Below are 12795 nucleotides of genomic sequence, written 5' to 3'. Positions count from 1 at the left end.
CTCCGTGCCGACTGCACTGTCCTGACGTGACTTCCATGATGTCAGGAAGGCGGGGGGCCCGCTCCGAAACCGATGTTCCGCAGGGGCGGAAAGGAACCTGTTGGCGACCGCACCCCGACTCTTCCCAGACTGTTCTCAGGAAAGGTGAGCATCGATGAAGATCCTCGTGGTGTGCGGCGCCGGTGCGTCGAGCACGTTCGTCGCGCAACGACTCCGCCGTGCGGCCTCGGAAGCGGGCCTCGACTGGGACGCCGCCGCCGGAATGGAGCAGTCCGTCGCCGGCAGCGACCACGACCTCATCCTCATCGGTCCTCATCTCGCCGATCGCCTCGAGGCGATCCGCCGGGCCGCACCCGCTCGGGTGGCAGTGCTCCCCGACGACGTCTTCGCCGACCGGGACGGCACCCGCACGCTCGCGCTGGCGCGGTCGATCGTCGCCGACGCCAGGAACACCCCGAAAGGAACATCATGACCGTCTCCCGCACCGTCCGCATCGGCTCATCCCATGGACTCCACGCCCGTCCGGCGAAGCTGTTCGCGCAGGCCGCCAAGGACTCGGGGATTCCCGTGACCATCGCGAAGGACTCGGGCAAGGCGGTCAACGCGGCCAGCATCCTCGGGGTGATCGCGCTCGCGATCGAGCACGGCGACTACGTCACGCTGACCGCCGAGGGCGACAGCGCCGAAGGCGTGCTCGACACGCTCACCGAGCTGCTCACGACCGACCATGACCAGGACGCCGGCGCGTGAGCGAGCTCAGAGGAGTCGGGATCGGTCTCGGGGTCGCCCAGGGCGTCGTCGTGCGGATGACCGAGGCGCTGCCCGCTCCCGAGAACACCCCCAGCACCCAGGGCATCGACGCTGAGCGCGCACGGGTGCGCGAGGCCGTCGCCGCAGTCGCCCAGGAGCTCACCGCACGCGGTGAGGCGGCCGGCGGCTCGGCGCAGGAGGTGCTCGAAGCGCAGGCGATGATCGCCGAGGACCCGACGCTGCAGGACGAGGTCGACACCCGCATCGACGACGGTGCGACCGCCGAATGGGCCGTGCACGACGCGTTCGCGGGCTTCCGCGCGACGCTCGAAGCCGTCGGGGGCTACCTCGGAGAGCGTGCAGCCGACCTCGATGACATCGCCCAGCGAGTGCTCGCCCGCCTTCGCGGCGTCGATGCGCCAGGGGTCCCCGACCCGGGGCATCCGTTCGTCCTGGTCGCCCGCGACCTCGCCCCGGCGGACACCGCGCTGCTGAACCTCGATCAGGTGCTGGCTCTGGTCACGTTCGACGGCGGACCCACCTCGCACACGGCGATCCTCGCCCGCGAGAAGGGCATCGTCGCGATCGTCGGCGCGGCATCAGCATCCGACCTCGTCACCGGCACCCGTGTCATCGTCGATGCCGCCGCGGGGATCGTGACCGTCGATCCTTCCGACGACGAGAAGACGCGCGCTGAACAGCGCGCAGCCGCCCGCCGCTCGGCGGACGCCGCACCGCTCACCCCCGGCGCCCTCGCCGACGGCACGCTGATCCCGCTGCTGGCGAATCTGGGGAAACCTGCAGACGCATCCGATGCCGTCGAACGCGGGGCCGAGGGCGTCGGGCTGTTCCGCACCGAGTTCCTGTTCCTCTCGTCGGCCCAGGCGCCGACCGTCGAGCAGCAGCGCGAGTCGTACCGCGAGCTGCTCGCGGCCTTCCCCGGCCAGAAGGTCGTCGTGCGGATGCTGGATGCCGGTGCCGACAAGCCGCTGGCCTTCCTCAACGATGCGCACGAGGAGAACCCCGCGCTCGGTCTGCGCGGACTGCGCGCACTCCGAGCGAGCGAGGACATCCTGCGCGAGCAGCTGACCGCTCTGGCAGAGGCGGATGCCGCCACCGAGGCCGACCTGTGGGTCATGGCGCCCATGGTCGCGACCGTCGAGGAGACCGAGTACTTCACCGCGCTCGCCCGCGAGTACGGCCTCAAGACCGCCGGCGTCATGGTCGAGATCCCGTCCAGCGCCCTGCTCGCCGACCGGATCCTCGCGCATGCGGACTTCGCATCGATCGGCACGAACGACCTCACGCAGTACACGATGGCCGCCGACCGCATGCTGGGTTCCGTCGCCGGATTCCAGGACCCGTGGCACCCCGCCGTGCTCAGGCTCGTGCGCGAGGTCGGCACAGCAGGAGCCCGCCTCGGCAAACCCGTCGGGATCTGCGGTGAAGCTGCCGCCGACCCGATGCTGGCCGTCGTGCTCGCGGGGCTCGGCGCCACGAGTCTCTCCATGGCGCCGTCAGCCCTCGCAGACGTGCGGCACACCCTGTCGCAGCACACTCTCGACGAAGCCCGCAACTTCGCCGAACTCGCACTGGCGGCCGACGACGCCGCCGGTGCTCGCCTCGCCGTGGCTGACGCCGCGGCATCCCTCCCCCCTCACCAGAAAGAGACGACATCATGACGACGACGTCACCGGCCGCCACGAAGGCAGGCGGCCTCCGAACGGGCGTGCAGCGCTTCGGCACGTTCCTGTCCGGAATGATCATGCCCAACATCGCCGCGTTCATCGCGTGGGGATTCATCACCATGCTGTTCATCCCGAAGGGCTTCTTCGGAGCGGAGAGCCCCTTCGGCTGGCACTGGGCCGGCGTCGCCGAGATCGTCGGAGGCGGTGGCGATTCCGCCGTCTTGGGCTGGCAGGGTGCGATGACCGCGGTCGCCGAGGGCGCCGACGGCAACGTTCTCGCGTATGTCGGCCTGGTAGGCCCCATGGTCACCTACCTGCTCCCGCTCCTCATCGCCAACACCGCAGGCCGCATGGTCTACGGCGAGCGCGGCGGTGTCGTGGCGACGATCGCCACCATGGGTGTCATCGTCGGCACGAACATCCCGATGTTCCTCGGCGCGATGATCATGGGACCGATCGCGGCCTGGATCACCAAGCGCATGGACAGGTTGTGGGACGGCAAGATCCGCCCCGGCTTCGAGATGCTGGTGAACAACTTCTCCGCCGGCATCCTGGGCATGGTCCTGGCGATCCTCGGCTTCTTCGCCTTCGGCCCGGTCATGCTCGGCATCAGTGCGGTGCTCGGCGGCGCCGTCGACTGGCTCGTCTCCCTGAACCTGCTCCCGCTGGTCTCGATCATCGTGGAGCCCGCCAAGGTGCTGTTCCTCAACAACGCCATCAACCACGGTGTGTTCACGCCGCTCGGCATCGAGCAGGCGGCTGAGACCGGAAAGTCGATCCTGTTCCTCATCGAGGCGAACCCCGGTCCCGGCCTCGGCCTGCTGCTCGCCTTCACGTTCTTCGGCGTCGGTGCGGCGAAGGCCTCTGCCCCGGGTGCAGCGATCATCCAGTTCTTCGGAGGCATCCACGAGATCTACTTCCCGTACGCGCTGAGCAAGCCGACCACCATCCTCGCGCTGATCGCAGGTGGCGCTGCCGGTGTCACGACGAACATGGTCCTGGGTGGCGGACTGGCCTTCCCGGCAGCACCCGGCAGCATCATCGCCGTCACGGCGGCGGCCGTCGGAGGCGGTGTCGGCAACCTGCTGGTCGTGTACCTGTCGGTGGTCATCGCCGCCGTCGTGACGTTCCTCATCACCGGCGTCATCCTGCGCGCATCGCGCAAGCGTGACCTCGAGGCCGAGGGAGACAGCTTCGGCGACGCGATCGCACAGACCGAGGCGAACAAGGGCAAGTCCTCCGCCGCGATGGACGCTCTCCGCGCGTCATCCGGCGCGGGTGCTGCCGCCGCAGCCGCCGGTGCGGGCGCAGGTGTCGCCACCGACCGCCGCATCGAGAACATCGTGTTCGCCTGCGACGCCGGCATGGGCTCGTCGGCCATGGGCGCGAGCGTGCTGCGCAACAAGTTCAAGAAGGCAGGGGTCGAGGGCGTCACCGTCACGAACCAGGCCATCGCGAACCTCGACGGCACCGCCGACCTGGTCATCACGCAGCAGCAGCTGACCGACCGGGCGCAGGCGCAGTCGCCGAACTCGATCCACGTGTCGGTCGACAACTTCATGAACTCTCCGAAGTACGAAGAGGTCGTCGAGATGGTGCGCGAGCAGCGCGACTCCGGCGCGTGACAGACCGGGCGGGGCGGGTGCCACGGCATCCGCCCCGCCCCCACATTCTCAGAAAGAAGGAATCACCATGAGCGTTCTCACCCTCGACCAGGTCCGCATCCACGCAGGCTCCAGCACTCAGCAGGAGGCGCTGCAGGAGGCGACCGACATCCTCGTATCCGTCGATGCCGTCACTCCCGCCTACGTCGACGCGATGCGTCAGCGCGAAGAGACCGTCTCGACCTACATGGGCAACGGTCTGGCGATTCCGCACGGCACGAACGACACCAAGGATGCGATCCTCGCCTCGGCTCTCTCGGTCGTGCGCTACGACGGCGGCGTCGACTGGGCCGGTGAGCCCGCGACCTTCGTGATCGGCATCGCCGGACGCGGCGAGGAGCACCTCGAGATCCTCTCGCAGATCGCGATCCTCTTCTCCGACGAGGACGACGTCGCCAAGCTGAATGCCGCGCAGACCCCGGACGAGCTGTACGCACTCCTCTCGGCGGTGAACGACTGATGAAGGCCGTCCACTTCGGAGCGGGCAACATCGGCCGAGGTTTCGTCGGCCTGCTGCTGCACGAGGGCGGCTACGAGGTCGTCTTCTCGGACGTCGCCGACGCCCTGGTCGATGCGATCAACGCTGTCGACTCGTACACCGTGCACGAAGCCGGTCCCGGCGGCACCGACCACGTGGTCACGGGCTTCCGCGCCGTGAACAGCAAGACCGACCCGGAGACGGTCGCCGACGAGGTCGCGACCGCCGATGTCGTCACGACGGCCGTCGGGCCGACGGTCCTCCGTTTCGTCGCTCCGACGATCGTGGCAGGGCTCGCCCGCCGCTCGGCCGGCGCCGCACCGCTGCAGGTGATGGCGTGCGAGAACGCGATCGGCGCGACCGACACCCTTCGCGCCGAGATCGAGAAGGCGGCGGGAGTGGATGCGGAAGAGCTGCTCTCCCGCGCGGTGTTCGCGAACACCGCAGTCGACCGCATCGTGCCAGGACAGCCCGCGGACGGCGGAGTGGACGTCACTGTAGAGCCGTACTTCGAGTGGGCGATCGAGTCGGAGGCCTTCGGCGGCGCGTTGCCGAAGATCCCCGGAGCGCATTTCGTCGAGAACCTCGCGCCCTACATCGAGCGCAAGCTCTTCACGGTGAACACCGGGCACGCCGCGACGGCGTACTTCGGCGCTCGTGCCGGCATCGAGCGCATCTCGGACGCGCTGGCGGATCCCGACATCGCCGCTCGCGTGTCGGCTGCGCTCGAAGAGACCTCCGCGGTCCTGGTCGCCGAGCACGGCCTCGACCCCGCCGAGCTCGCCCAGTACCGCGCGACGATCCTCGAGCGGTTCCGCAATCCCGCGCTCGTCGACACCGTGCAGCGCGTCGGACGACAGCCGCTGCGCAAGATCTCGCGGCACGAGCGGTTCATCGGCCCCGCGGCGATGGCCGCCGAGCGAGGACTCTCCACCATCGCACTGGTCGGCGCCGTCACCGCCGCGCTCGAGTTCGAATCGCCCGACGACGAACAGGCGGTCGAGATGCAGGAGGCCCTCCGCACCGAAGACGCTCTCGCCTTCACCTCGCGCACGACGGGACTGGATCCCGAGCATCCGCTGTTCCCTGCGGTTCGCGATGCCGTCGTCTCGCGTCAGACGGCTCTGAACGCCTCCTGAGCACCGCTGCACGCATCGCCTGCGCCCTCTGCCGATACGATCGGCGGAGGGCGCAGGTGCGCGCACAGCGAGGTGCGGGAGCAGCATGAACAGATACGCCGTCATCGGCGCGGGGCCGTCAGGACTCGCTGCCGCCCGCGCGCTCACGAGACGTGGGATCGGCGTCGACGGATACGAAGCCGCGGCAGGGGTCGGTGGACTCTGGGACATCGACAACCCGCGCAGCACCATGTACGAGTCGGCGCACCTGATCTCCTCACGTACCACCACCGAATTCACCGAGTTCCCCCTGCGATCGACGGTCGACTACCCGGGCCACCGCGTGCTGCGGCAGTACTTCCGCGACTATGCCGACCACTTCGGGCTCACCGACCGCTTCCGGTTCGAGACGAAGGTCACCCGTCTCGAACCGCAGGGCGGCGGCTGGGACCTCACCAGCGACGGCCCCGATGGCGAGCACACCAGGTGGTACGCCGGCGTCGTGCTCGCGAACGGCACTCTGGCCGAACCGAACATCCCCGCCTTCCCGGGCACCTTCACCGGTGAGCTGATGCACACCAGCGCCTACCGGTCCCCCGCCCAGCTCGCGGGCAGGCGCGTGCTCCTGATCGGCGCGGGCAACTCGGGCTGCGACATCGCGGTGGATGCCGTGCATCACGCCGCGTCCGTCGACATGAGTGTGCGTCGCGGCTACTACTTCGTCCCGCGGTATCTCTTCGGTCGCCCGAGCGACACCCTCAACCAGGGTCGTCCGCTGCCCGCACGCATCAAGCAGGCCGTCGACAGCCGCGTGCTGCGGGCATTCACCGGCGACCCGGTGCGCTTCGGCTTCCCGAAGCCCGACTATCGCATCTACGAATCGCATCCGATCGTCAACACCATGATCCTCAACCACCTCGGCCAGGGCGACCTGCGCATCCGCCCGGACATCGACCGGTTCGACGGCTCGACCGTGCGGTTCCGCGACGGCACGGCCGACGACTACGACCTCGTGCTCCTCGCGACCGGCTACACGCTCGACTATCCGTTCGTCGACCGCGCGCACCTGCACTGGCGCGGCGCGGCCCCTCGGCTGTTCCTGAACATCTTCCCCGCCTCGTTCAACGGCCTGTACGTCATGGGAATGATCGAGGCATCCGGCATCGGCTGGCAGGGACGATACGAGCAGGCCGACCTGCTGGCGGCCTATCTCGACGCCCTCGAGCACGACCCGGACACCGCGACCCGGTTCCGAGACCGGGTGACCTCGCAGCCGTGGCCCGATGTCACCGGTGGCTATCGCTACCTCGGACTCGACCGCATGGCCTACTACGTCAACAAGGACGCCTACCGCGGTGCCGTCCGCCGCGAGAAGCACGCGCTGGAAGACCAGACGGGGCGGCGGCCCTGATCCTCGCGGCAGAGGCCGTTCACATGCGCAGGCTCTAGCCTTGATCCGTGCAGAAGAAGCGTGGCCGTCGTGTCCTGAAAGTGATCGTCTGGGGACTCGTCGCCGTCCTCGTGCTCGGAATCGGCGGCATCGTCGCCTGGAGCCAGATCGGGGTGATGCCCGCCGAGAAGGCACCGCTGGCGAGCGTCCGGGAGAACCCGGCGATCCACGTCGAAGACGCCGAGCAGGGAATCGTCCTCACCCCCGCCGACGGCGAGTCCGAGACGGGTCTGGTGTTCATCCCCGGGGCGAAGGTGGACCCGTGGGCGTACGCCGCGATCCTGCAGAGCCTCGCCGAGGAGGGCGTGACGGTCGTGATCACCCGCCCGTGGCTGAACCTCGCGTTCTTCGACCTGCGCGGCCTGGATTCCTTCACGTCGGCGGCTCCCGACATCGACGAGTGGGCGGTCGGAGGTCACTCGCTGGGCGGCGTGCGCGCGTGCCAGCTCGCCGCAGACGCCGATGCGCTCGTGCTGTTCGGGTCGTACTGCTCGAACGATGTCTCCGACACCGACCTCGCAGTGCTGAGCATCTCGGGCAGCGAAGACGGGCTCTCGACGCCCGAGAAGATCGACGCGGCCCGCGACCTGCTCCCCGCCGACGCCGAGATGGTCGAGATCGAGGGCGCATCCCACGCGTCATTCGGCGACTACGGCCCTCAGGCCGGCGACGGGACGCCGACCATCGCGGACGACGAGATGCATGCCGAGGTCGCCGAGCTCCTGAACCCCTTCATGGCTGAGCTCTCCCAGGGCTGATCTGCTCTCGGCCCGCGTCCGAGGCCCCCGGTGTCAGACGATCACGGGATCGAGCAGCGGATGCAGGTGCCTGGTGCCGAGCACCCCCGACGCCGTCCGCGCGCCCGCGCGGAGAGCCGACGGCACGTCGGCGCCGGAGAGCCGGGCGTCGAGCACACCGGCGAGGAAGGCGTCGCCGGCGCCGTTCGTGTCGACGACGTCGACGGGCACGGCCGCGACGCGGTGCTCCACGCCGTCTGCATCGATCGCCACAGCGCCCTCCGCGCCGAGCGTGCACACTGCGAGCGACGCTCCCGCCGAGATGCGCGAACGGAGAAACGCCACCGGATCGGCGAGGCGGTCGGCGTTGCAGAACACGACGTCCGCCGCATCGAGGAACGGTGTGTGGAAGTCGGCCTCGCCGTCGTAGTCGTGCACGTCGACCCAGATCGGGCGCCCGGTGGCTCTGGCCACGGGAAGCAGCCTCAGGGGCTCCGCCGCGAGGTCGAGCACGATCGCATCGGCCTCTCGCATCGCAGAGACCAGAGCAGCGTCATCGGCACCGCCGGTCGCCGAGGGCGACGCGAGATAGAGCGACACGCGCTCGCCGCGACGGGTCATGAGGTTCAGATGGCGCTCCGTGACGTCTCCCTCACCCCACAGGGTGCGCACACCTACCCGATCGAGAGCACCCCGCACGCGCTGACCCGGCTCGTCCGCCGCACTCACCGCGTACAGCAGCGTGGGGCGTCCGAGCGCGGTGAGGCTGAGCGCCTTTCCGGCACTCGTGCCGCCTGTCGTCTCCCACGAGTCCTCGGCGAACTGCATGTGGGGCACGGGCTCCGGCAGGCGATCGAGCACGACGATCGAGTTCCACGAGACGGGGCCTGCGATGAAGACGGATGCGGTCATGGCTCCATCCTGCCCCGTGCGGCCGCCTGATCAGCCGATCCGCTTGATCAGCGAGTCCAGACCCATTCCGTAGTCGATGCGCACGACCGGCAGCGCGAGCTTGTCGGTCCCGATCTCGACGTACCCGGGTTCGATGGTGCGGGCCATCTCGAAGCCGGCCTGTGCGACACCCTGCTTCGCGGTGTCGTTGTAGTGCCCGAACGGATACGCGATCACCTCGCGCACCCCGAGCACATCCCCTGAGAGATTCAGGTCGGCCGCGATCTCGTCGGCCGTCCAGTTCGTCATCCGGCCCTTGCCGTTCTCGCCGGCCTGATGCATGTCGTGGGTGTGCGAACGGCGCAGCACGTAGATCGACGGCGGCGGATCCTGCCGGTAGGCCGTGATCATGAACGACGTCGACAGGAGCTTGTTCCGCTCGATCACCGGAACCGCCAGATCGAACCAGGTCTGGTCGGCGTCGTCGTCGGTGATGATCACCGAGCGGGCGGGCAGCGAGAGGCGCCCGTCGATGAACGCGCTGAGCTCGTCCCAGGTCGGAAGATAGAACCCCGTCGTCGCGATGTGAGTCATCTGCGCATCGAAGTCGCCGATGTACGCGTAGTTGCCGCGCAGCCACCCCGTCTCGCCGTCCGGGTTCGTCGTGAACTGGTGGTACATCAGGATCGGCACCTGCACATCGGCAGCGGCGTTCGCCTCGGGGGTCGTCCACCCGGCGAACAGTTCGGTCTGCTGATCGACGCAGGCGACGGGATCGGCGCCGTTCACCCGCGCGGCGACGGTGTATGCGGCGGCATCCGCATCGGTGGTGTACCACCCCGCGAACACCCGCCCATCCTGCACGGGGATCGGAAGCGCCGCGTAGAGGGCGTCCTGCCTCTGCAGCATGGGCTCGGCCGGGGCCCCATCGCCGAAGAAGCTCACCGCGCACGCCAGCGGATCGTCGGCATCGGCGAGCAGCTGCTGAGCGGGTGTCAGCGGACGCTCGATGACGTCCGCACCGGCGCGCGGAACGCTCTCCTCCGGCGCTCGCGTCGACCAGGCGTATGCCGCTGTCGCGCCTGCCGCGAGCACGACGACGGCGCTGATGATCAGTGCGACCCCGATGCGGCGTCGCTTCCCCCCGGAAGCCATGATCTAGATGTCGAATCCGTCGGCGATCATCTCCACGAGCTCTTCGCGCTCCTCGACCGGCAGGAAGGCTGCGGCCGCGGCGTTGAACTGGAAGGTCTCGAGATCGTCGAGGTCGTACTCGAACGTCTCGACGAGGTTGGCGAGCTCGCGCGTGAGAGACGTGGCGCTCATCGTGCGGTTGTCTACGTTCACCGTGACGGCGAAACCGAGCTGGTAGAGCAGGTCGAAGGGATGATCGGCGAGGGTGTCGCCCCACGCAGCGATCGCCCCGGTCTGCAGGTTCGATGACGGCGAGAGCTCGAGCGGGATCTCGCGGTCGCGCACCCAGCGGGCGAGGTCGCCGAACTGCACCTGCACCTCGTCGCCCTCCTGGGTGATCACCTGCAGGTCCTCGGCGATGCGCACGCCGTGGCCGAGGCGCAGCGCTCGCCCGTCGATGAGCGCCGAACGGATCGAGGCCGAACCGGCGGCTTCTCCCGCGTGCACCGTGACGGGGAAGAAGTTCTCGGCCAGGTAGTCGAAGGCGGCTCGATGGTTCGAGGCGGGGAATCCGTCCTCCGGGCCGGCGATGTCGAATCCGACGGCCCCGCGTCCGCGGAACCCGACCGCGAGCTCTGCGATCTCACGAGAGCGGTCGGTGTGACGCATCGCTGTGATCAGCTGGCCGACGCGGATGCTGTGCCCGTCGCGGTCAGCGGCGTCCTCGCCCTCCTCGATGCCCTGCTGCACGGCCTCGACGGCCTGCTCGAGCGAGAGACCGCGGGTGAGGTGCTGTTCGGGCGCCCAGCGCACCTCGCCGTAGATCACTCCGTCGGTCGCGAGGTCCTGCACGAACTCGCGTGCGACGCGGGTCAGCCCCTCCGTCGTCTGCATGACCGCGGTCGTCAGATCGAACGTCTTGAGGTACTCGACCAGAGAACCCGAGTCGCTCTTCTTCGCGATCCACTTGCCGAGAGCGGCAGGGTTCGACTCCGGCACATCGACGCCGATCGCATCCGCCAGTTCGACGATGGTCGACGGGCGCACTGCGCCGTCGAGGTGGTCGTGCAGGGACACCTTGGGCAGGCTGCGCAGAGACGCTCCCTGGATGGTGACATCGCCGTTCGCGTCGATCGACATGGGGATTCCTCTCGGTCGCGGATTCGCTGTGTTCAGGCTAGCGGTCCGCGGATCAGGCCGTGATGCGCTCGCGCACGATCGGACCGGCCGCCGGAGCCTCGTCGCCGATCGCCCATGCGCCCTCGAGGGCCTCGAGCGCGCGAGGGAACCTGGCCTCATCAGCGGCGGAGAGGGTGAACAGCGGCTGGCCGGCCACGACGCGGTCGCCGGGCTTGGCGTGCAGATCGATGCCGGCTTCGAAGATGACCGGGTCCTCGGCCCGCGCGCGTCCTGCACCGAGACGCCACGCCGCGATGCCGAACGGCAGCGCGTCCATCTGCGACACCACGCCGTCGGCGGGAGCAGTGACCACGTGCGTCTCGCGTGCCGTCGGCAGCGGTGCGTCGGGGTCGCCGTCCTGCGCGCGGATCATGGCCTTCCAGCCGTCCATCGCACGTCCGTCGTCGAGAGCGGCCTCGACATCGGCATCCGGCTGTCCTGCGAGCGCGAGCATCTCGCGCGCCAGGGCGATCGTCAGTTCGCGGACGTCGGAGGGGCCTCCGCCTGCCAGCACCTCGACGGACTCGCGAACCTCGTTGGCGTTGCCGATCGCTCGCCCGAGGGGCACGTTCATGTCGGTGAGCAGTGCCGTCGTGGCGACGCCGGAGTCGGTTCCGAGGGCGACCATCGTGCGCGCGAGTTCGCGTGCCCGATCGATGTCCTGCATGAACGCGCCCGAGCCGAACTTCACGTCGAGCACCAGCGCGTCCGTGCCTTCGGCGATCTTCTTCGACATGATGCTCGACGCGATCAGCGGGATCGCCTCGACCGTGCCGGTGACATCGCGCAGAGCATAGAGCTTCTTGTCTGCAGGAGCGAGACCCGAACCTGCGGCGCAGATCACCGCGCCCACATCTCCCTGCATCTGCGCGAAGATCTCTTCATTGCTGAGCGCGGCACGCCAGCCGGGGATCGACTCGAGCTTGTCGAGCGTGCCGCCGGTGTGGCCGAGTCCTCGGCCGGAGAGCTGCGGCACCGCCACGCCGAACACGGCGACCAACGGTGCGAGCGGCAGGGTGATCTTGTCGCCCACTCCTCCGGTCGAGTGCTTGTCGACCGTCTTCTTGCCGAGGGTCGCGAAGCTCATCCGCTCCCCCGAGGCGATCATGGCGTCGGTGAGCACGCGGATCTCGTCACGCTCCATGCCGCGCTGGAAGACGGCCATCGCGAACGAGGCCATCTGCGCGTCCGACACGTAGCCGCGCGTATAGGCGTCGACCATCCAGCGCAGTGCCTTCTCTGGCACGGCACCTCCGTCACGCTTGGCACGGATCACATCGACGGCGTCGAAGGGTTCAACGCTCATCGGGCGTCCTCCAGGTCTCGGGGGCCGAACGCATCCGGCAGTACTTCATCGATGGTCCGGATGCCGGAGACGGTCTCCAGCAGCATCCCGGGCATCGCGTGCTCGTAGAGCAGTTGGCGGCAGCGGCCGCACGGCATGATCGTCTGTCCGTCGTTGTTCACGCACACGAAGGCGACGAGCTGGCCGCCACCGGACATGTGCAGGTCACCCACCAGCGCGCACTCGGCGCACAGGGTCACCCCGTACGACGCGTTCTCGACGTTGCAGCCGGCGACGATGCGACCGTCGCCGACGAGGGCGGCGGCTCCCACCCGGTACCGCGAGTACGGCGCATAGGCCTTGGTCATGGCGTCTGTCGCGACCTGGCGAAGCTCGTCCCAGTCGATGTCGGTCATGTCTC

At 68.9% G+C, this 12795-nt stretch carries 13 protein-coding genes; 8 read left to right on the top strand and 5 right to left on the bottom strand.

The window, feature by feature from the left end; all coding sequences use genetic code 11:
- The first annotated feature begins 154 nt into the window (after positions 1–154).
- The 8 genes from MRBLMI13_RS15750 (at position 155) to MRBLMI13_RS15715 (ending at position 7906) form a co-directional block, all read left to right on the top strand.
- Positions 155–472 (top strand): PTS sugar transporter subunit IIB, encoded by a 318-nt coding sequence (locus tag MRBLMI13_RS15750; protein WP_042536482.1) that lies wholly within the window; start codon positions 155–157, stop codon positions 470–472.
- Positions 469–750: an HPr family phosphocarrier protein gene (locus MRBLMI13_RS15745; RefSeq protein ID WP_042536481.1), complete on the top strand. Its 282-nt coding sequence runs from the start codon at positions 469–471 to the stop codon at positions 748–750. The genes MRBLMI13_RS15750 and MRBLMI13_RS15745 overlap by 4 nt, the downstream gene beginning before the upstream one ends.
- Before the next feature lie 56 nt (positions 751–806).
- Complete coding sequence (gene ptsP, locus MRBLMI13_RS15740) at positions 807–2432, top strand: phosphoenolpyruvate--protein phosphotransferase (protein ID WP_414685989.1); 1626 nt, start codon at positions 807–809, stop codon at positions 2430–2432.
- Positions 2429–4063 carry a PTS mannitol transporter subunit IICB gene (locus tag MRBLMI13_RS15735; protein WP_367823295.1) on the top strand — a complete coding sequence of 545 codons (1635 nt, stop codon included), beginning with the start codon at positions 2429–2431 and terminating at the stop codon, positions 4061–4063. The genes ptsP and MRBLMI13_RS15735 overlap by 4 nt, the downstream gene beginning before the upstream one ends.
- Before the next feature lie 67 nt (positions 4064–4130).
- The gene (locus MRBLMI13_RS15730; RefSeq protein ID WP_367823297.1) at positions 4131–4562 is read left to right on the top strand and encodes a PTS sugar transporter subunit IIA; all 432 of its coding nucleotides are present in this window, start codon (positions 4131–4133) and stop codon (positions 4560–4562) included.
- The gene (locus MRBLMI13_RS15725) at positions 4562–5719 is read left to right on the top strand and encodes a mannitol-1-phosphate 5-dehydrogenase (protein WP_042536478.1); all 1158 of its coding nucleotides are present in this window, start codon (positions 4562–4564) and stop codon (positions 5717–5719) included. The genes MRBLMI13_RS15730 and MRBLMI13_RS15725 overlap by 1 nt, the downstream gene beginning before the upstream one ends.
- Positions 5720–5804: 85 nt before the next feature.
- Entirely contained in the window at positions 5805–7109 is a 1305-nt protein-coding gene (locus MRBLMI13_RS15720; protein ID WP_367823300.1) for a flavin-containing monooxygenase, read from the top strand.
- Between the two features lie 47 nt (positions 7110–7156).
- Entirely contained in the window at positions 7157–7906 is a 750-nt protein-coding gene (locus MRBLMI13_RS15715) for an alpha/beta hydrolase (protein ID WP_367823302.1), read from the top strand.
- Positions 7907–7939: 33 nt separating this feature from the next.
- Here the strand turns inward: MRBLMI13_RS15715 and MRBLMI13_RS15710 are convergent, their stop codons facing one another.
- Genes MRBLMI13_RS15710 through MRBLMI13_RS15690 form a run of 5 tightly spaced genes read right to left on the bottom strand, consistent with a single transcriptional unit; the run spans position 7940 to position 12790 of the window.
- Positions 7940–8797, bottom strand: coding sequence for a carbohydrate kinase family protein (locus tag MRBLMI13_RS15710; protein WP_367823304.1), 858 nt, complete (start codon positions 8795–8797; stop codon positions 7940–7942).
- Between the two features lie 30 nt (positions 8798–8827).
- Positions 8828–9931, bottom strand: coding sequence for a polysaccharide deacetylase family protein (locus MRBLMI13_RS15705; protein ID WP_367823306.1), 1104 nt, complete (start codon positions 9929–9931; stop codon positions 8828–8830).
- Positions 9932–9934: 3 nt separating this feature from the next.
- Positions 9935–11050: an adenosine deaminase gene (locus MRBLMI13_RS15700; protein ID WP_309690014.1), complete on the bottom strand. Its 1116-nt coding sequence runs from the start codon at positions 11048–11050 to the stop codon at positions 9935–9937.
- Positions 11051–11102: 52 nt separating this feature from the next.
- The gene (locus tag MRBLMI13_RS15695) at positions 11103–12395 is read right to left on the bottom strand and encodes a thymidine phosphorylase (RefSeq protein ID WP_042536472.1); all 1293 of its coding nucleotides are present in this window, start codon (positions 12393–12395) and stop codon (positions 11103–11105) included.
- Positions 12392–12790: a cytidine deaminase gene (locus MRBLMI13_RS15690; RefSeq protein ID WP_042536471.1), complete on the bottom strand. Its 399-nt coding sequence runs from the start codon at positions 12788–12790 to the stop codon at positions 12392–12394. The genes MRBLMI13_RS15695 and MRBLMI13_RS15690 overlap by 4 nt, the downstream gene beginning before the upstream one ends.
- Positions 12791–12795 lie beyond the last annotated feature (5 nt).

It is taken from the genome of Microbacterium sp. LMI13-1-1.1 (assembly GCF_040815625.1).
GTDB classification, from domain to species: Bacteria; Actinomycetota; Actinomycetes; order Actinomycetales; family Microbacteriaceae; genus Microbacterium; species Microbacterium forte.
Note: the sequence above shows the minus strand (reverse complement) of the source record. Positions and strands in the feature narration are given on the sequence as shown.